We start from the raw sequence: 21,131 nt of genomic DNA, 5'->3' as shown, positions 1-21,131 counted from the left end.
CTTGAACATAAAATATAGAAACGAATTATGCATTTGTAGCCAAAAAAGCCTATTTCCTGTATTTATCAGAAAAAAGGAATATAGCTACTTTTACCTATTTTACATAACAGTCGTGAGAAGAAGTTTTTTTTAGTACCCTTTGCTCCGTATACTACTATTTAGGTATTTATTGCAGTGATTTTCTTTCCTTCTTTAACTATTAAAAAGTTAGCTAGCATTCACTCAGCATTTATTATAGAATTGGTTATTAGCTGAATAGCCTTATATGCATAAAATATTAATTTTACTATTAATAATGTTGCCACTTAGGTTGCTTGCAACCGAGATTGAAATTGTTGCAGATGTAAATGGTGAGCCAATTTCAAATTTGGACATCGAAAAACGCATCAACTTGATAAATTCATTGTTTGGCACTCAAAGTGTTAATCAAAAAGAAGCAAAGCCTCAAATTCTTAGGGAGCTAATAGACGAAATTATCATTATCAACGAAGCGCAGAGGCTGAATATAAAATTGAGCAACGAGGAGTTAGATAATGCTATCATGTTATTTTTAACCCAAAATTTTAAACTTAAGGCTAATGAAGTTGATCAATACGTAAAGAAGCATAATATAGATCTCAACATCCTAAAAAAACAAATGAAGCGTCAGCTGTTGTGGGACAAGATTATTGAAGTAGGAATTATGCCATTTATTAAGATAAGCGATAAAGAAGTAGATGATGTAAAAAGGCAAACAGAAAAGCCGGATTATCTTATCACGTTCCAAGAGTTTATAATTCCTGATCAAAAAGGCAAGGACGTTTATGGTATAGCTAAAGATCTAGTAAAAAAATTACGTAATAGTAATAACCCAGAATCTTCAATAAAGATACGTAAAGCAACAGTTAATTTAAGTCAGTTCAAAGATAAACTTAAGAGCGTTTTAGAAAGACTAGAAACCGGCGATATAGCAGGTCCGGTTAGTTTCAGCGGAGGTTACTCCGTTATAAAAGTCATAGATAAAGTACAGCTTAGTTATGCGCTGCTGGAAAGCACTTTAAAATTAAAACAGATTGTGGTTGAAGGTTCAGAAAGTTTATTGGATAATCTCAAGGAGCAAAAAGTTAATTGTTTAAATTTTGATAAATTGGCAGATAATTTTAAGCTGCCAAATGCAAAAGAGTTTGAAATAAAAATGCGAGATTTAAGTCCTGATTTACAGATTTTATTTAGTAAAACAAGTGTGAATGAGATAGTAGAATTGAGAAAAAATGGCACTGCAAAGTTGATAATATTGTGTGATATCAAGAGTAATGTAGCGGATATAGAAGCAATTAAATGGCAGATGCGCCAACAAAAAATTATGATACAAAGCAACTTGTTATTAGATGATATGCGTAAAAATTCAGCTGTCAGTTACCGGCATTAGTTGAAGCCAGAGAGTGTCCTTGTCTCTGGCTTTGTATGCGAAAATTACTTTGTTCTATAAAATTTCAAAAAATTTGAACAAATATAGTTAAAATAGCACATGAAGAATATAATGCTAATTGGTGGTGGAGTTGGAAATGCAGTATTATTTTCGATAGGGAAGGCGTGTCTTGAAAATAATAATAAGGTTTTGTACTTTGCTGGCTATAAGAAATTAAGTGATGTATTTAAACGAGCACTGATAGAACGTGCATCAAATGCGGTAGTTTGGGCATGTGAAGAAGGATTGATAGACACAAGCAGAGATCAAGATAAATCATTTCATGGTAATATAGTTGATGCAATAATCTCTTATCAACAAGGAAAGCTAGGTATTAATTTGAACGCTATAGATAAAATCATCACTATTGGTTCTGATAAAATGATGAAAGCTGTAAATGACGCTAGAAAAACAATTTTAAAGCCATATCTGAAGTCAAGTCACATAGCAATATCGTCAGTTAATTCTCCTATGCAATGTATGATGAAGGAAATCTGCGCTCAGTGTGTTCAGCAACATATAAATACGGAAACAGGAGAAAGGAGTTTTGTTTATAGTTGCAGTAATCAAGACCAGGATATGGAATTTATTGACTTTGATTTTTTAAGTGAGCGCTTAAAACAAAATAGTTTACAAGAAAAACTCACTGCGAAATGGATAGATCATGTTCAAAGACATTAAACAGCACAAAAAGGAAATAAGAGAGCAATATAGAACTATAAGAAAAGATATTGATGAAAGTTATTCCAGTTATGCGGCAAATTCCCTTATTAATTTCTTTAATCAGAACTTAAGCTACGTTAAAGGCAAAACAATTGCGGCTTACATTCCAATGGATGGGGAAATAAATGTTGTCCCTTTGATGTGTCGTTTGCTCTATTTAGGTTATAAAGTAGCAATTCCTGATAAAAATCAGTTGCTAAGATTTGAGGGATGGAACGAAACAAATGAAGATGTAATTCCCGACACAATCATTACTACTGTTGTTGCTTTTGATGATCATTTTAATAGATTAGGTTTTGGCGGTGGTTGGTATGATGCAATGATAAAAAAGTTACGGCCGCTTGGAAAAATATTTATAGGTGTAGCCTATGAGAAACAATATTGTAAAGATTTACCTGTAGAACAACATGATCAAAAATTGGATATTATAATCACTGAGATGTGTGTTAGATTTGAAAGTGGATTGCCCAAGAAAACGGATAGAAAGGAGTAGCGTAACCCCACTTCTAAGGCTTACTATTACCCATAAATCTATAAATAGAGAAAAAGCTGCTATTTTACTAATTCAACTTTCTATTATAAATAGATCTATGATCTAAAAATGGAATATATGATAAAAAGAAATATAAGCACCTCAACTGGTAAATGGGCAGAAAGTGAATTTGGAATTGTTAATTTTGGTGATATAAGATTAAGTAAGAGGCTTTTAAAAACAGTTTTGCTGAATCGCCTGAACGGGGAGTGTAAAATAAACCATAGGCGTCAAGTTAAGGAAATAAAGGTATGAAAGAGATAGAATAATAAGTTCTCCCAGATGTACTTTTAGTGAGAGAACCAATGAATAAAATAACTTGCTTATCAAAAAAGCTCAAAGATTTTTTTAATGAAAAAGCAGACAAAATCTCAATTACAACAAGGTTTATAAAAAGAAAGAGAAAGCTAAAAGGTTCATCGTTCGTAAAAGCCATGGTCTTATAGGAGTTGATAATTGTAGCGTAGAAACAATGTGTCAATTACTAAACGAGAGATATAACAAAACAAGGTTTAGATTTACTGAAGAAGCAGTGGAATTTATGAAACAAATGTATTTTGTGTTTATTTAAAAACAGTCTACGGATTGATTGCAAAATCTTACAGCAATTTAATAGTGTTAAATTATTGGACAGTGGCTCTACCTAACAGTATGGAAGAGATGTATATAAGGGTGCTACAGTGGCTATGAAAGCAATACTAAGTCCGGAGTTTTCGACTACATGAAATAGACCAACTTAATTTAACGGAGGTCAGACCAAGGATATAGTAAGTAATATATTAAGCAATGATTTGCTAATCTCGGTTATTTTGTGCCAATAAACAAATCAATGAAATAGGAGCTTATTTCATAAGTCGTTGATACCAACATATATGATAAATCAAAAAATGGAGTTATTAGAATGTTTAGAGGATAAGTTATAGCCCTTCTCATAATAGTAGAAAAAGAGTAAGATATGGATTTATAGTAGTGAAGGTAAGTAGCATATAGTTATGACTTAAGGAAAAAGGTAATGGAAGCGTTGGATGAAGGAGAGAGTGGAGCCCAAGAGATTTAAGATCAGAAAAACAACTTTATACGAGTGGAAGAAAAGACGTGAGAAAACGGGAGATTTTCAGTCAAAAAAGCCTGGAAGCGTGGGCTATAACCATAAAATTACCGACTGGAATGCGTTTGCTGAATTTGCTAAAAAGCACGGTGGAAAAACTCTATCAGAAATGGCTAAACTGTTTGGGCAATATAAGTTGTCAAACGATTAGCGGAGCTTTAAAAAAGGTCAATTTTACGAGAAAAAAAGACCTATGGGTACAAAGAAAGAAGCGAAGAAAATCGTGCCAAATTCACAAAAATTATAGAAACAAAAGAACCTGAAAACTTAGTGTATATCGACGAATCTGGACACCGAAGATATTGTACAGTCCCGGAGTGTGATGGTATGATAGAATGTGAGAAAAAAATACCATCAAAGGAGGAGTTATGGTTACACGGGTGCACCAGAACAACAGAGGCAGTGCGTAGGACAATACAAAATAGTCAAGAGAGCATAGCAAAACTTTCTCAATGCTATAATCTTAATCCAAAAACTATTGTCAAATGGAAAAAACGTTCATTCACCAAAGATGTGAATATGAGACCAAAACAGCCAAAGTTTTAACCAAAGAGGAAGAGGCTATAATTGTTGCATTTCGTAAACATACGCTTCTTCCTCTAGATGATTGCCTATATGCTTTACAAGCAACAATTCCATATTTGACTCGTTCTAGTTTGCATCGTTGTTATGATATTAGCAGATTACCAAATGTTGATGGAGACATCCAGCCTAAAAAGAAGTTCAAACAATATCCTATCGGCTACTTTCATATTGATATTAGAACTGAGGAAGGCATTTGTTTGTTGCTATAGACAGAACGTCCAAATTTGCTTATGTTGAGCTTCACGAAAGCGCTACAAAACCTATAGCTGCTGAGTTTTTACGTAACTTGATTAGAATTTTACCATATAAAATCCGTACCGTTTTGACAGACAACGGTATACAATTTACTAATCAGAAGCGTCATAAGTATGCCTTTCAACATATATTTGATAGAGTTTGTGAAGAACATGATATTGAACACCGTTTGACAAAAGTCTTGGACAAATGGGCAAGTTGAACGTATGAATAAAACCTTAAAAAATGCTACAGTTAAGAAGTATTACTATCGATCTCATCAGCAACTCAAAGAGCATCTTTATGCTTTTGTTATAATTACGCTAAAAGACTCAGAACTCTCAATGGTCTTACACCTTTTGAATTTATATGTTTACAGTGCTCCTGATTTGTTTACACTAAATTCACACTCTGGGACCATACAATTAACATTAGTCTTTTTATTCCGATCTTTACTAGTCATATAACCCCCATATTAAAAATACTTTTTAAGTATACAAATCTTAGTTTATACACTTTATTACTCATTATAAATTATAGTGAGTGGATTTGCAAATACTTTCTGCTATAACAATCCGTTTTCTCTAAAGCTAAAATAGCCCCCACTTGTGATAATAATATGATCAAATAATCTAACGCTTACAGTACTACATGCTGCTGCCTAAGCTCTTCGTTACTGTTTGATCTTCTTCTGACGGCTCTAAACTTCCTCCAGGATGGTTATGTGACATTATTATTAATGCTGCATTTTTTATTAATGCTTTTCTTGTAATTTCCTTTATGTATACTGGTGCTTTTTCCATTTCACCAATATAGGATTCTTCTCCGATTAATTGGCGCCTTTTATTCAAATACAATATTTTTACACATTCCCTCTCTGAGTGGCCTATACTGACGTTTAAGTACTCTACTAGCCCTTGTAAGTCCATTATTGGCTTATTTTTGAGCTTTTTCTCTCAGTACTCTTTCTAACGTTTCCTTAACACACATAATCATTGCTACTGCAGAATCAGTTACTCCTTCTATAACTTGCAGGTCATCCATTTCTCGACCTAAAATCCTTCCTACTCCCGTATAAGTATTCACTAAATTTTTAGCAATTTCCTGAGCCTGCGGCCTTTCATGTACTGCACTTAGAAACGTCTCCATTGATTTCACGATCAAGTAGTGCTTTGCCTTTGCTTTCTAATATTCTGAATTCGATTTCTTCTTTACTTTTATTCATATAATTTACCCTTCACTAACAACAAACTTTTTTTAGATATTTACTGCTGTTTTTTTATCAGCATTGGCATAGAGCCATAGCTTGCGAGTGAAGTCAAATCAATTTCTCAATCTTTTTTACTTATTTTTTCATTAAGAAGTTAAGATGTTAATATATACTGATTTTTTATTTTAAATCTGTTGAATTTCGTCTAAAGAGAGACCTGTGGTAGTATAACGGATAAGTGGGGGAAGTTGAAGGGTTATCTGATGTAATTTATAGCTAAAGCGACTTAGGTTTACCGACAATTTGAAGAACTGTCATTCCGCTACTCGTTAGCGGCCGCGGTGGTATGACGTGTTGCTCCGTGTCAGCTACTTGGATGACACCTATAGCCTTTCATTCCAACGCGTAACGCTGGAATGACAAAGAAGAATGGGCTATTGGTTTTTCATATGGTTATGCAAGATCTTGATTCCCTTATATAAAAAACGCTGGTACTACATCCTGAAAATCCCAAATTGTTTCTTTGCAAACTTCACAATCTCCTTTTTCTTCTGCACAACTAGTTATTCTTTTATCACTATCAAAAAATTCTTTGCATTCATCAAGTGTTTTATCACTTATTGTCCCATCTTTTTTTACAAGTTTATGCGTTTTCTTGTCAGCAATAATCAGTGGTTGATTTTGAGAAAGCACTACCGCTGGCTTATTTTTGTCGATGCTTCCACCGTTGTAATATACTTTTGCGCTTACTACATAAGCCTCATCATCAAAAATATGATTTTTACAATTCTCATACTGATCACTTTCAACATCTTGCCGTATATCATAAGATTCTTTGCAAAGATTACCCGAAGGAATAGTAACGCACCATGAATTCATGCTTCCTCTACTAGTGATATAACTGTAGTCTATACCATTCTTATCACAGTTAGTTACTTTTATACCAAATTGTTTTACATAATAATCATTAGTTTTAATCTTGCCAATAATGTCTTCACTTAAGTCAGGGTATAATTTATTTATTGCCTCTCTTATATAAAGCTTACCATCGTTACTTACGTCAATATAGTTACCATCTTTTTTGCTGTTTTCACATCCTTCTCCGTTACACTCATCTTTGTTAGTTATAACGTCCTTGGCAATATGTTTTTCATCACAACAACAGTCTTCATCTTCTGTGAACAAATTTATAACAATTTCTGTAGTACATGGATAGTCATAGGTTTGCGTCTTATTGTATAAATACGGGCTAGAACAATTATCAATTGACATAATAATACCTCCAAAATTTTATTTTAATTAAATTAACAAAGCAAAGGTTTATCCTTTCTTCAAAGTTAGGTTGTAATTTCTGTAACATTTATAAGCTCATCTGATCACCAAAATAGTATTGATCTTCATCGAGATTGTGTTGTGTATCTGGCAAAACAGAAACATTAATAGCGTCTATGCAATTCTTGCAGTTTATATCATCGCCACATTTGCCTAAGATTTTTCCTGAGTCAGTTAATTTTAGAAGATATAATCCATTCAAAATATCAAAACAATCCTGCATTTTTTGACCAGTAGACTCTTGAGTCTTATAATCTATAATACATCCAGTTCTTATGTCACCTGCTAGTTCAAGTTTCTCTAATATTACGTAAGGTTTATTGACGTTTATTACTTTTTCATTATTATCTTTGACTCCGTGATCATCTTCTTCTATTATTTTCTTATCACTTAGTTCTTTATCATCAGTACATGGATAGTCATAGGTTTGCGTCTTATTGTATAAATACGGGCTAGAACAATTATCAATTGACATAATAATACCTCCAAAATTTTATTTTAATTAAATTAACAAAGCAAAGGTTTATCCTTTCTTCAAAGTTAGGTTGTAATTTCTGTAACATTTATAAGCTCATCTGATCACCAAAATAGTATTGATCTTCATCGAGATTGTGTTGTGTATCTGGCAAAACAGAAACATTAATAGCGTCTATGCAATTCTTGCAGTTTATATTATCGCCACATTTGCCTAAGATTTTTCCTGAGTCAGTTAATTTTAGAAGATATAATCCATTCAAAATATCAAAACAATCCTGCATTTTTTGACCAGTAGACTCTCGAGTCTTATAATCTATAATACATCCAGTTCTTATGTCACTTGCTAGTGCAAGTTTCTCTAATATTATGTAAGGTTTATTGACGTTTATTACTTTTTCATTATTATCTTTGACTCCGTGATCATCTTCTTCTATTATTTTCTTATCACTTAGTTCTTTATCATCTTCTTCTATTATTTTCTTATCACTTAGTTCTTTATCATCTTCTTCTATTATTTTCTTATCACTTAGATTTGTTACTCTGCCATCACACTTATCTTTAAGTATTGAACAAGGTGGCGTGCCTATGTTAATCATTATATTATAACGGCAATCAGAGTATACATCAGAAATACTATCTGGGGTTGTTAAATTAGTTGGGGGTAAAATATTATACTTCATAACTTAGTCTCCTAAAATAATTAATATTGGTTGGCATAAAAATACCTTTAAAATTTTATTTCAAAAAAAAGAGATGCATGGCTTCAAAATTAGAGCATCTCAACAAATTCTTTTATTGGTTCTCCTTGGAGCAAATCTATAATGGAAACAAAGACAACTTCTTCTGAAGAATTAATAGCTTCTCCTTTTATTTCACTATGTTTTTTTGAATCTTTGTTAGCTACTATAATAGAAGAATTAATAGCTTCTAAGCAATTTTTACAGCTTAGATCTATACCACAATCAGCCTTGAAGAGATGGTTACCTTTAGCCAATTTCAGAGTATCTGAATAATTACTCAAAATTTTCACACAATCATAAAAATTTTGACCAGTTGAGTCATAAGTATCAGCGTCAAGAATATCTTGCGTTTTCCCAGCAATCGTGAGTTCAAGTTGTGATAAAATTTTTCTAACCTCTGGGGAGATTTTTATCTTCTTGGTATTATCATTTTCATTCGCTACTTCCTTACTCGTTGGATCTTCCACTACTTCCTTACTCGTTGGATCTTCCACTACTTCCTTACTCGTTGGATCTTCCACTACTTCCTTACTCGTTGGATCTTCCACTACTTCCTTACTCGTTGGATCTTCCACTACTTCCTTACTCGTTGGATCTTCCACTACTTCCTTACTCGTTGGATCTTCCACTACTTCCTTACTCGTTGGGTCTTGATCATCTTCTTCTATTATTTTCTTATCACGTAGATTTGTTACTCTGCCATCACACTTATCGTTAAGTATTGAACAAGGTGGCGTGCCTATGTTAATCATTATATTATAATCGCAACCGGAAATACTATTTTTGGTTGTTAATTTTGAATCATTTGACTGACACGTACTAGTACATTTCATAACTTAATCTCCTAAAATAATTAATTATTACAATTATAATATACAATGGTTAATAAAATAATAACTTAATTGCCAAATTCAGCATATTAAAAACATTATGATTTAAATTTCTACCCTATCTTCATCAATTTTGCATACAGCCCGTCTTTACTCATTAGAGAGTCATGAGTTCCTACTTCTTCTACTTTTCCATGATTAATTACTATAATCTTGTCAGTTTTAAGTGCGGTTGATAGTCTGTGTGTAATTACGATCGTTGTTCTATTTTGCATTAACTTGCTCAATGCTTTTTGCACGAGGTTCTCACTTTCATAATCAAGGGCGGAAGTTGCTTCATCCAGTATTAAAATCTGAGGGTTTTTGAGTATCGCTCTTGCTATTATAATACGTTGTTTTTGCCCTTCAGAGAGTTTTAATCCTCTTTTTCCTACAAATGTATCGAATTTATCAGACAGCTTATCAATAAATTCCATCGCATAAGCACTGGTAGCTGCTTGCCTTACTTCCTCATATTCAGCACCTGGTTTGCCGTATAGTATATTTTCCATTATTGAGCAAGAAAATATCATGTGATCTTGTGGCACTAAGCCAAACAAAGATCTGAGGTCATTTAACGCAATTGACTTAATATTGTGCCCATCGATAGTAATGCTACCTTTGTTTGGATCATGAAAACGGAGCAGAAGCTTTAAAATGGTACTTTTACCACTGCCAGATGGCCCAACAATTGATACTGCTTGACCTGCCTCTATAGAAAATGATACGTTATTTAACGCTAGCTTATCAGCATAAAAAAATGTTACGCCATTAAACGAAATTCCTTTTTGAACACTACAAATTTTTATAGGATCATCGGCATCTGCTATAGAGCTTTTCATATTTTTAAATTCAAATAAACGCTCTACTATTCCAAGACCTCGTTGTAAATCACTGATATTATCGCTCAAATTATTTATAGCTCCTGCTGCGAGCGCTGAATAAAACACAAATGAGGAGAGTTCTCCAATAGTTATATTATTGCTTAAGACTTCTTTAATACCAAAAAAGAGCAAAACAACCAGTGAACCTATCACACACGTGATAACTAGAGTTACTAGGATAGCACGCAAGAGTACTAATTTTACGTATGATTTTGATACTGAGTTTAAATACTCTTTAAAACGGGTTTTTTCATTTTCTTCGAGTACAAACGATTTAATAGTCACTATAGATCGAAAATTTTCCTCACTAAATGACGCAAGCTCACTTAATTTATCCTGGGCAAAGCGTGCATAGCTACGCACTTTTTTTCCAAGTGAGGTCATGATAATGAGTAGTATAGGTATTATTGCTGCTGCATACGCAGTTAGTTGTATATTTGTATATAATAACATGGCAACACTACCAATCAGAATCACAAAATTTCGTAATATGGTTAGTAAGCTGCTATTTATTATTGATTGCAGCACAGAGGTATCAGTAATTAACGCTGAGATAACATCTTGTACGCCTATATTCTCAAAGAAGCTTGGTTGCAAGTTAGTGATACTGCTATATAAGTCATATCTGATTCTTGCGATAACTTTTTCGCTGCCAATGCCAATGAAATATAACCGAATAAATGCAGTGAGAGAAATGGCTAAAACTATAAGTATTGCAACTAATAGTTTGGTAGTAAAATTGTGCTCTGCGCCAGAGTCAATTATGCTGCTCAAACCTTTACCAAAAAGGAGAATAGTTAAAGCTGAAAATAAAACCGCAATAAAAGCTACAATAAAATAAGATAAGTTAGGCTTTATATAGCAAAATAACTCTCTAATATTAGATCGCATCGTATTTTGAAGTTTCTAAAGTTAAGTATATAGATTTTAGTTTCAGGAAAAAGGTACAGCATTAGTCCACAGAGTACCTACTTAGAGCAATACATTCAAGAAACTTTAGTTTGATTTTTTACTGTAGGACAGCATTATGCCAAGTGCAATGCTCGAAGATAGAAGAGAAGAGCCACCATAGCTGAAGAGTTATGCCGGTGGTTGGAAAAATGCTCAATGTTACCCCTATGTTTATTATGAATTGTGTAATAAAAAAACTACTGGAAGGATGAGCAGACCAGAGTTTAATATTCATTGGGAACGTTCAAAGAAGTGTGTCAAACCTCCATTTTTTTATCAATTTATTGGGAGTGTTAAATAAACTGTGTCAAACCAAGAAATAAAAATATAATTGATATAAAAAAACGGAGGTTTGACATGAGTCAAGTAAATAAAACTACCGGATTGGTAGATTATAAAGAATTAGAAACCTGTCGTCTATACGAGAAGGAAGACCGCTAACAGGAAGAGATGACACCGTTTATAAAAAAGCTGCTTGAGGCAAGTCTGGAAGGTGAAATAGAACACCACTTGTCTGGTGAAAGCGAAGAAAATAATCGAAGAAATGGGAAAAACTTTACGTACAACTCATTTGAGTTGTTAACACCTAGAGACAGGGAAGGAAGCTTTGAACCCCAAATAGTTAGAAAAAGACAAACAACAGAACTTGAAGCAAAGGTCTTAAGCACATTTGCCAGTGGCATGGAGATATAGCGTCACATATTGAGGAAATTTACGATCACAAAATATCGGCGGCAGAGATATCAAGTATTACTGACAAACAGTAATCAACGAATGGCGTAGTCGTCCGCTGCAGTCTGTATATCCGATAGTTTTCATGGTTTTTTAAGGAGTTGTGTAAGTAAATGTATGTATAATATATTAGCAAAATGGCAGAAAAGAAGTTTTATTTAGCTGAAAGTGAAGTTCTGGTTGGGAGTACTAAATGATCTCAAAGAGAGAGGAGTGGAAGATATTCTAATTGCATGTGTAGATGGGCTAAAAAGCTTTCCTGCAGCAATAAACGGTGTGTTCCCTAATGCAGAATGTGTATAGTGCATCAGATACGTAACTCACTGAAGTATGTAGCTAGTAAAGAGTTTTTTGAGTGATTTAAAGAAAAGCTTCAAGTAAGGAAATTGCCGAGAATTATCTGTTGGAATTAGATGAAAAATGGGGCACAAAGTACCCTATAATCTTGGCAGAATAATTGGGAAAACCTATCTGGTTATTTTAAGTATTCCGACCCAGTTAGGAGGATAATCTATACTACTAATCCCATAGAGGGGCTACATAGGCAAATTAGGAAATTCACCAAAACCAAGGGCTCATTTACTAGCATAAATGCCTTGTATAAACAGGTATATTGTGCTATAAAGAAAGCGGAGGAGAAATGGACTATGCCTGTACATGATTGGGCATTGACTATATCTCAGCTCGACATTTTCTTTCCCAACAGATTGAAAATTGAGTTGAATTAAAAATGCAGTTTGACACAGTTTATTTAACACTCCCAATTTATTACTTTATTTCTCGGTTTGACACAGCTTATTTAACACTCCCTAATTCTCCCTTCACTTTAGCCTTTTATATATAATGTTCTTCAGCTTTTCCTTCTCTAAAAAGTTGAGAAATTCCTCTGCTCTCATATTTGCTGAGATGTTCCTGCAACTGGTTCATGACTTACATTACTAAATGTAGAATCTGGTGCTCGCATTTGCAGTTGTTTTACTATCTCTTCTACCTCTGTTTTTTCTTTTTCTACTTTCCTCTTTTCCTTCTCTGCTACATCCCTTGCTTGTACTACTCTCGTTACTATACTGAGCTTTAATCTATCAATACCCTGGTCACTACATTCTGGTACATTCTCTATTGATTCTTCTTCTTCCTTCTCGCTTTCAATAAAACTTCTGCTTAGCTTCTCAAACTTATTTGCAAGTTCTGATAACCTTTCCAAGTCAGGCTCTTTTATTTCTCTCTTCAAGTCCCTATACTCTCTACATAGGTTCTTAAATTTTGTTATGTAATCTTCGTTTAAAACCAGAAAAGTATATTGGCACGCGGCTTTGTTGCATAGCTCCTTAATTTATTAAGAATGATAAAACTTTACATAACTATCTCAAATTTAGCAGTACCAATTTTAGTAAATTCATTTATTAAATAGCACTTGATTGACACACGATTTATTTCAGACTTATTTTTTAAACTAAATCCAAATGTTTTTTTAAGTCTAAAGAAAAAGCTTGTATCTTCAAGAAGTAAGGCATTGTAGCTTTCAACGTAGGACCTCGCACCATTTCTTCTTCCAATTTGCTATGCCATCTTTATAATTCTCACTCAACCTTATTATACTAATATTTTCATTTCTTTCTGACATGTAGATTTTTGCATCTTTTCTTGGCCGTATTATAGGCTTTATATTATATTCTTTACATATTTTATACACATTCGTTGCATCATAAAATGCATCTGCGTAGAGGGATAAGATATTGTACTTATCTCTCTATTTTTTTTAGCATGTTATATGCTAATGTACTATCACGTGAAATAGCATTAGTGTATTCCGTAGCTATTACTTCTTTATTTTTTATATTTTAAACAACATGTACCTGATCTAGTTGATTATTTCCTTAACATACTTATAGTTATGTTGATCACTGTTATTGTAAATATTAACTGAAGTACTATCTATAGCAATTTCTATGTCATTCTTATCAACCCTATGGTCATTAATTTTCATATTTAGTCTTGTTAACCTCCTGGGAATAGCTAATAACTCTAAGCTATCTTTTCCAGATACCCTTTTATAAAACCGCCTTAAACCTATCCTAAATAGATATATGTATTAAAATTACTACTCTATCGCTATAAATATTGTTACCACCAGCTACTTTTGAACTATTTTCGTACCAACTTTCCATGGCTTTATCAATAAAGTGAAAAATATTTCCTCTTTCTTCGAGAAATTTGTTATATTCACCTTGGTTCTGACTCTCATTTTGACTGGCATATTTTTCTTAAATGTCTGTTTTATAATGAATTCCTTCAGTAACTTCCACTTTTTCTACCTAGCTATGCAACAAAGCCTACTCCCCCTAAAACACAATTACACATAGACCTATTTATTATAGAGATATTGCTGCACCTTGAACTTATCTGCTCTGCCTTCAGCTCTACCTATTAAATAAGTTTTTTTGTTATATTGTAAGTATGCCAATACTAGTATAATCACTTTTATGTGATTTTTATAACTGGATATCAGTGTCAAATGATACCGTTATTATTTCTGAATATATCTCAATTTATATCTCCAGCAATGATGAGCCCTCTATCTTCCTTTAACCTTCCACCACTTTCTTGCAGAAAAAGTCTACCGAGCAAGGTTTTGTATTTATTAATTCCAGAGTAAATTATTCCATTGTATCTTCCGGCAGCAAGGTATGCGAAACCCAGAACTGTTGAGCCGAGGGAGCGTACATTATTATTGCCAGGCAATAATTTATTTAATAAATTACCATTTATGTCTATTATCCCCCCTTCACGGGCTTTTATTCGCATTCTTACATGACGAGATTTAAAATCTTCAAGAAAAGCACCTTTCTTTTCTTCTGCCCAAAAAGTTTCTCTAAGGGCTGGGGCATCAATCACAGCTGCTACAACTCTGTTTTTATGAATGAGACAAACTGATACTGCAAAATAAACCATGCAGCTAAAAAAATTTTCCTTGCCCTCTATGGGCATAATAAACCAAGTATAACCTTCGTCTTTTGCATCTTGATCTTCACAAATAAACTCATAGTCTTGTTTGTAATTTTTCAAGCAATCGTATATAAGTTGCTTGGAATTTGAATAAGTTTTATTGATAAAGTCCGCTGACTTAACACTGGAAATTTGCAATTCATTAAAATCACGTATAAGCTGCTTGGAGGCACTGCGTACAGAATCAAGCATCGCATTGATTCGTGGTGATGAAATGGCCATCTACTCTTTTACTCTTTCGTAATAGCTGTTATCAGGAGTATGTACTACAATTTTATCACCTTCTTTTATAAATTGAGGCACGTTAACGCGTATTTCGTTTTCCAAAATTGCAGGCTTATAAGAAGCAGTAACAGTCTGCCCTTTGATAACAGATTCTGTTTCTTTTACAGTTAATGTAACATAATCAGGCACATGCGCAGAAATTATTTTATCCTGATAAGTTACTACTTTAATTTTCATATTATCTTGTAAATAAGCCTTTTTTTTCCCTAATAAATCTAAATTTATAATAATCTGCTCGTAATTACTTGGATGCATAAGATTTACAATATTTCCCTCAGTGAAAAGGTAAACATATTCCTCTTCATCTAAAATTGCCCTTCTGATTGTTGCATCAGAACGAAACCTTTCATAGTATTTTGCTCCAGTTTTGATATTTTTCATTTCAGCTTGTATGTATGCACCACCTTTACCAGGTTGAGTATGCATAATACTCACAACCAAAAACAACCCACCATTATGTTCCAGAACCTGACCTGGTCTGATATCATTAGCCCTTTCTGCCATAATTACACCTTTAATTTAGTCTGACGATTATAAATAACTTTATACAAACATCAAAGTCTTTATTAATTAATAAATCCTGGCATATTGATTGCTATATACCTTTTCTTTATATTTATATGTGGAAATGTTTCTTTAGTGAAAGATAGCATGATGTTTTTTTTTGTGCTGATAACCAAAACTTCTAATATATCCCCTGAGCCAAAATTGCATACAGATTTCACATAGCCATATAATTCATTACTCTCTAGCCTTACTTCCATGTTTATAAGGTCACTTTGATAAAATTCATCCTCATTATTTAACTGTGGTAGTTTGTCTCTTTCTATGTATAATTTCTTGTTTCTTAAAAGCTCTGCTTCATTACGTGAATTTACATCGCTGATTATTGCTATTACTGAATTATCACCAATAACAGACACCGAGCTTATTTTGTAATTTTCATCGCCACTTGTTAGTTCACCGTATAGGGAAATATTTTCGGGCTTTTCAGTAAAGGTTTTTATTTTGACAGCCCCTTTGATTCCGTGGGGAGAAGTAATTATACCGAGACATACATTCATATTAGTATGATAGCTAAAATCAGCTTTTTGTCTATAGAATTGACAATTTACTGAATTAACATACAATTAATATTGTTATAATTATAGTGGGTAATGTGTGAGTTCTATCAGTAATCAAGAAAAGCAAAGTATCATTAGTGGCTTAGAAGAAATCAACTGCAAGCTACAAGGTGAATCTATAAAGCTTGATGACACAAAGGAATCTATAATAGTAGCACGTCGTAAACCTGTTGTTGAGGGGATATTAGAACATCTAAGTAACTCTTCCACTACTAACTGTAATGTTATGATCGATGCAGAAACTGGATTTGGGAAGACTTACGATATTGGAATGTGGAGTCATGTACTAGCCCAAGTAGGGTTTCATCATCTGGTTGCAGTACCAAACAGTGATCTAGTAAACCAAGCTAAAAAAATGATGAGTAGTGCATTTACTGTAAACATTAGAACACCTAAAACTGCTGAGGAAATTAAAAATGCATTGAAGGCAACTGAACCTACAACAATTATAGTAACGCATGACCTGCTCTTACATGATCAAAAATTTGAAGACCAAAATACCAAATTGTGGATTAGTGTTGATGAAGCAGACAGTATCAGCAAGCAGCAGGCTTTTGAGAACATGTGCAAGCTTGATGAGGAGTATCCTACAACTTATCTAACTGCAACACCAAAGAGAAGGATTTTAAATAGATGCGGAAAAGTTATCAGCCCTACAAGATTGAGTAGACGTTGTATTGCAAGCACCATCGAAACAATGAGTGTTATTGCAAAAACCAATAGAAGAGCAAATTTCACTCTAGCATTTGTAGTGAATATTGCTGTTACTATAATACCTATGATTATATTATTTCCTGTTATAAAAAGTAATGTTGCTGCAATAGTTGGTATAACTTCAAATTATTGGCTGTATTCTGCTTTGATTAAGCAGCTATACCATACAATTTCTCTGTTTATATTTGGTATAGTAATGTTGCTAATTTGGTGGGTGCTAACTAAAGCAACTGGAATAGAATCAAGAGAACTGCTTTCTAGATTTCTTGCTAACCTGCGTAGCTTATTTACTAGAGAAAAATCCAGTCCAGTTCATGAATATGTTGAAGAGAGTGAAGAAGTTTTTAATTACAATAAACTTGTTGATAACGATGATTTATTAACTTCTGTAAGATGGAACGTGCAAAGCCCAATTGGAGAAAGTGCTCTGATTTTAGTTGATGATGTAAATAGCATAGTTAATCTTAGTTTTGCATTGCAGGGTAAGAATAATTTAGTATATGAAGGTGGTACACGTTATGAAGTATATAATAAATTCCAGCCTGAAGGGATGTCATATCAAGACTACAGGCTCAAGTTACGTGAAGCGAATTTTATAAACTGTGTTAAAAAGCAACATCCTAGTCTGACAGAAGCGCAGATATCTGAATTAAAAGAGAAAGTCGATTTTAGTGATACCGCTAAATATTTAAAATATAGAGTAATGCATTCAATGATCGATCTTACTCTCTCATATTTAATGAAGTGTGATAATATTACTTTAGATAAAAAAAGAAGAGAAGGTTTAGGCGGATTGATAGAAGATGTTAAAAAGAATATTAGCTCTACTAATGATAACAATATTATAAGCTACCTAAAGGAAAAAGGCTTTAGTGAACAATTTGCTAGAGGCAAGCTTTTACCGCAAATAAAGGTAGTAATTGAAGCATTGCGTAAAAGTGATAATGAGCAATGCAGGTTAATAGTTGATAACTGGCACTTAAGCAAAGAGCTACATGGTTTCATGGAAAGAGAAGAAGGTGTACTGCATAGCCTCAGTAATTTCTGCAAGGAAAATAAATGCATCTTTGCAGGGATTGGGAGAAATGATCTTGATATTGAAGAGAACAGACCCTTTTCAGCAATAATGCGTAATCAAATAGGCGGATATCGAACTATCCATTGTGATTATGAAAAAAGGGATTTTGATGCGTTAGCTAAATGTGCGTTGACAACGATTGTAGATGGATCGAAAGGTCGTGGGTTTGATAGTGAATATAATCATGTTGCATCAATATTTGCAGATTCAATCAGTCAATTCAATAATCCATCTGAAGCCCTACAAAATCTTGGAAGAAATAGGGAACGTAATGCGAGCAGGCAAGCATGGTTTTTTGCTGCTGCAGGTGAAAAAGTTGAGCTATTTGTGGATAAGATCTTAGCAAATTTTAAAAACGAACCACGGAATTTTTGTCAGAAAATTTTGTTTCCAGCTACTGATAAATACAATAAGTTGCTAAAAAATAGAATGGGAGAAGAACTTGGAAGGAAAATAGAAATCTATATTAGTAAAAACATTGATGCATTAGGAAATATCAACGATCCAGCTCTGAAAAAATTTTCTAGTGATTTGATAAAGGAAGCGTACGAAAAAGTTCATGACATCAATGATTTTGATGTCAAAAAGACAGAAGAAGACTTGCATAAGATTTTAAAGAGCACAGAGAAATACCTTCGTTCATATGAGGATAGAGTTAAAAACGACGGTAAGTTATCTTGCATACGCTCAGCTTTGTTTTCTGTGGGAAGTACTATAACAAAGGTAATGTATTATCTATGGGCAGGGTTTGACTATTTAGTCTTTTTGGCTAAAGCGTACAATATAGATAAATCTGAAGATGCCAGTGCAAGAGCGTATGTACACATAATCAGAAATTGCCACTGTGAGAGTAGTGTAAAAGCTCAAAATGTATTAGCTCATGCGTTAGAAATCGCTAAAAAGCATGACGATAGTTTTACACAAAATAGGTTTTACGAAGGGAATGGAGATAGATGTAAAGAAAAAATCATCTCATATTTTCAATCCAAGCAATATATACGTGCATTAGATAGAACAATTGCTCAAATTAAAAATGAACACTTGGTAACAATTTTGAAAATTGTAGGCTGCAGAGGTGATACTAATAAATTGGCACAAGAAATTAAAGATTTTTTATGTGATTTAAAGAATTTAAACTGCGCAAACTTTAGAGAAAAGTATTATCAAGGAAACTCATATCAAGAGAGCAAATTATGCAAGATCAATAATCAGATCAGTATAGTAATTGATGAAATTGTAAATTGCCATAAGTGGCGTCATGGAATAGAGGGCTTGGAGCTAAAATTAAAAACCAATCATAGTATTTTTGAAGTAAGAGTTAACAATGATTTTTCTAAGTTATGTGAGAAAAACTTTAACAATCGCTCTAAAAACAGGACATATCTAGGTGGAGCTATGCTATTTTTTGGATTTATAGCTTCAATGGAGCTTATAAGTAGAATATTATTAGGCCAGAACATGCCATTGCCTTCACTTTATGGTTTGATAGTATTTGGACCACTAGCGTTTTTGTGTGGTGCATTGTTATATGAAATAACGACCTATTTAACAAGAGAAGCATTTTTTTTTGGAACATCAATTCTTTTAGAGAAACTGCCTAGATGTATTTTTAAAAATGGTTTAATGCAGAATTTATTAGGCACAATTTTATCACTTGGTCATGACGTTTTCTTACCTATTAATAAAAGTATCTTACAATCGTTTATATTTGAGGATGTAACAAAATTTGACTCACTAAGTGATATAAATGAGCTTACACTGATAAGAAAGGAGGGAAAAGTGAAATGCATGAATGAAATAACTAATGAAGTTATAGCTACTGACTTGTCTGCAGTTTCAGTACAGCCAACAACTAGCGAGCAGGTCTGCTACGCTTAACTGAAAGATTTTTCAGTTAAATATTGAGTCAGGATATCAATGCCTCTATCAATCTCTTTTTCAGTGATAATGAGTGGAGGCAAAATTCTTACAACGTTATCTGATGTTACTCCAACAGTGAGTAAGCTACGGTGACTTAGCTCTTCTGCGAACTTTTGGTTATTCATTTTTACTTTTATTCCGAGCATTAACCCTTTTCCTCTTACTTCTTCTATCATTGAAAACTTACTTGCTAAGTCCTCTAATTTATTTTTTAAATACTTACCTCTGACTTCAACGTTTTCTAAGAAGCCAGGGCTGAGCAATTCATCCAGTACAGCATTGCCTACTGAAGTTGCAAGTGGATTGCCACCAAAAGTGGAACCATGCATGCCGACCGCGATGTACTTAGCAGCCTTTTCAGTTGCAAGACAAGCCCCTAGCGGGAACCCTCCCCCTATTCCTTTTGCAAGGGCGCATATGTCAGGCTTAACTCCTATGTGTTCGTACGCAAATAATCTTCCTGTTCTACCAGCACCGCACTGCACGCAATCAAAAAATAACAATATGTCATTTTCGTCACATAGTTTTCTTAGTTCCTGCATAAAGGTATCATCCATTACTTTGATACCACCTTGTCCCTGTATTGGTTCTATTAATATAACACCTATACCACTGGAAATTGCTTTCTTTACACTCTCAATATTGGACTCTATGTTATCACACCATTCAATGTAAGGATTCAGTAATTCAGAAAATTTCTGTCTATCGTTCGTAGCACAGGTTAAAAATGTTCTGCCATGAAATGCACCATGAAACGTTAAAATTCTATGGCGATTTTTATTACCCTTTCCGTTTTGATAGGCCCTGGCAATCTTAAGTCCGCACTCCACTGCTTCTGCTCCAGAATTTGTGAAAAATACGGTATCAGCAAAGCTGTTGTTTATTAAATTTTCTGCAAAGTTGTTGGCAGTAGAGATATTATAGGTATTTGATATATGCCATAGCTTTTCTCCTTGTAATTTTAGGACATTAGTTAACCGTGGGTTGGCATGACCTAAGCTGCTAACAGCTATTCCAGAGTGAAAATCTATATAGCGCTTGTTGTCGATATCATACAAGTAAATACCTTTACCATAAGAAAAATTTATATTAATAGGAGAATAAACTGGCAAGATAGGAGAAATTGTCATAAAAGTATGATATGCTAATTTTTAATTAATACCATAAAAGCCGTTATTTT

At 33.4% G+C, this 21,131-nt stretch carries 14 protein-coding genes and 7 pseudogenes; 9 read left to right on the top strand and 12 right to left on the bottom strand.

All coding sequences use genetic code 11. The features are described from left to right. Positions 1–265: 265 nt before the first annotated feature. From wVul_RS02810 to wVul_RS02790, 7 genes and pseudogenes are all read left to right on the top strand, one after another. Positions 266–1,408 (top strand): SurA N-terminal domain-containing protein, encoded by a 1,143-nt coding sequence (locus tag wVul_RS02810; RefSeq protein WP_047759049.1) that lies wholly within the window; start codon positions 266–268, stop codon positions 1,406–1,408. A 99-nt stretch (positions 1,409–1,507) separates the two neighbouring features. Continuing rightward, the gene (locus wVul_RS02805) at positions 1,508–2,128 is read left to right on the top strand and encodes a ferredoxin reductase domain-containing protein (protein WP_047759048.1); all 621 of its coding nucleotides are present in this window, start codon (positions 1,508–1,510) and stop codon (positions 2,126–2,128) included. Then, the gene (locus wVul_RS02800) at positions 2,112–2,663 is read left to right on the top strand and encodes a 5-formyltetrahydrofolate cyclo-ligase (RefSeq protein ID WP_047759047.1); all 552 of its coding nucleotides are present in this window, start codon (positions 2,112–2,114) and stop codon (positions 2,661–2,663) included. The genes wVul_RS02805 and wVul_RS02800 overlap by 17 nt, the downstream gene beginning before the upstream one ends. Before the next feature lie 117 nt (positions 2,664–2,780). Further along, a pseudogene (locus wVul_RS08480) lies at positions 2,781–2,924 on the top strand (transposase DNA-binding-containing protein); the annotation flags it as partial. Positions 2,925–3,007: 83 nt separating this feature from the next. Next, positions 3,008–3,622, top strand: a pseudogene (locus wVul_RS08475) (transposase); the annotation flags it as partial. Positions 3,623–3,714: 92 nt separating this feature from the next. After that, positions 3,715–4,101 (top strand): annotated as a pseudogene (locus wVul_RS02795) (IS630 transposase-related protein); the annotation flags it as partial. 36 nt (positions 4,102–4,137) lie between these two features. Continuing rightward, a pseudogene (locus tag wVul_RS02790) lies at positions 4,138–5,096 on the top strand (DDE-type integrase/transposase/recombinase). A 98-nt stretch (positions 5,097–5,194) separates the two neighbouring features. Here the strand turns inward: wVul_RS02790 and wVul_RS02785 are convergent. The 6 genes and pseudogenes from wVul_RS02785 to wVul_RS02760 form a co-directional block, all read right to left on the bottom strand. Then, a pseudogene (locus wVul_RS02785) lies at positions 5,195–5,854 on the bottom strand (JAB domain-containing protein). A 459-nt stretch (positions 5,855–6,313) separates the two neighbouring features. Next, positions 6,314–7,111 (bottom strand): hypothetical protein, encoded by a 798-nt coding sequence (locus wVul_RS02780; protein WP_047759046.1) that lies wholly within the window; start codon positions 7,109–7,111, stop codon positions 6,314–6,316. An 88-nt stretch (positions 7,112–7,199) separates the two neighbouring features. Then, a complete protein-coding gene (locus wVul_RS02775) occupies positions 7,200–7,646 on the bottom strand; it encodes a hypothetical protein (protein WP_047759045.1) in 447 nt (148 codons plus the stop codon). A gap of 88 nt (positions 7,647–7,734) precedes the next feature. Beyond that, the gene (locus wVul_RS08470; RefSeq protein WP_153295473.1) at positions 7,735–8,328 is read right to left on the bottom strand and encodes a hypothetical protein; all 594 of its coding nucleotides are present in this window, start codon (positions 8,326–8,328) and stop codon (positions 7,735–7,737) included. Between the two features lie 89 nt (positions 8,329–8,417). Further along, entirely contained in the window at positions 8,418–9,221 is an 804-nt protein-coding gene (locus wVul_RS02765) for a hypothetical protein (RefSeq protein ID WP_047759044.1), read from the bottom strand. A 110-nt stretch (positions 9,222–9,331) separates the two neighbouring features. Then, complete coding sequence (locus wVul_RS02760) at positions 9,332–11,032, bottom strand: ABC transporter ATP-binding protein (protein WP_047759043.1); 1,701 nt, start codon at positions 11,030–11,032, stop codon at positions 9,332–9,334. Between the two features lie 417 nt (positions 11,033–11,449). Here wVul_RS02760 and wVul_RS08460 point away from each other — a divergent pair. After that, positions 11,450–12,552 (top strand): annotated as a pseudogene (locus tag wVul_RS08460) (IS256 family transposase). 164 nt (positions 12,553–12,716) lie between these two features. On the opposite strand, the gene wVul_RS02745 reads toward wVul_RS08460, so the two are convergent. The 5 genes and pseudogenes from wVul_RS02745 to rimM form a co-directional block, all read right to left on the bottom strand. Beyond that, complete coding sequence (locus wVul_RS02745) at positions 12,717–13,055, bottom strand: hypothetical protein (protein ID WP_047759042.1); 339 nt, start codon at positions 13,053–13,055, stop codon at positions 12,717–12,719. Positions 13,056–13,177: 122 nt separating this feature from the next. Beyond that, positions 13,178–14,081, bottom strand: a pseudogene (locus wVul_RS10450) (transposase). A 287-nt stretch (positions 14,082–14,368) separates the two neighbouring features. Continuing rightward, positions 14,369–15,052: an inositol monophosphatase family protein gene (locus wVul_RS02735; protein WP_047759041.1), complete on the bottom strand. Its 684-nt coding sequence runs from the start codon at positions 15,050–15,052 to the stop codon at positions 14,369–14,371. Further along, positions 15,053–15,619, bottom strand: a complete 567-nt coding sequence (gene efp / locus wVul_RS02730) for an elongation factor P (RefSeq protein WP_047759040.1) — start codon at positions 15,617–15,619, stop codon at positions 15,053–15,055. It lies immediately after the preceding gene. A gap of 62 nt (positions 15,620–15,681) precedes the next feature. Beyond that, entirely contained in the window at positions 15,682–16,179 is a 498-nt protein-coding gene (gene rimM, locus wVul_RS02725; RefSeq protein ID WP_047759039.1) for a ribosome maturation factor RimM, read from the bottom strand. Positions 16,180–16,276: 97 nt separating this feature from the next. Between rimM and wVul_RS02720 the strand changes: the two genes are divergently transcribed. Beyond that, positions 16,277–19,909, top strand: coding sequence for a DEAD/DEAH box helicase (locus tag wVul_RS02720; RefSeq protein ID WP_047759038.1), 3,633 nt, complete (start codon positions 16,277–16,279; stop codon positions 19,907–19,909). Here wVul_RS02720 and wVul_RS02715 read toward each other — a convergent pair. Further along, entirely contained in the window at positions 19,906–21,081 is a 1,176-nt protein-coding gene (locus wVul_RS02715) for an aspartate aminotransferase family protein (protein ID WP_047759037.1), read from the bottom strand. The genes wVul_RS02720 and wVul_RS02715 overlap by 4 nt on opposite strands. Between the last annotated feature and the right edge of the window lie 50 nt (positions 21,082–21,131).

It is taken from the genome of Wolbachia endosymbiont of Armadillidium vulgare str. wVulC (assembly GCF_001027565.1).
GTDB lineage: Bacteria > Pseudomonadota > Alphaproteobacteria > Rickettsiales > Anaplasmataceae > Wolbachia.
This window is presented reverse-complemented; position numbering and strand designations above follow the sequence as displayed.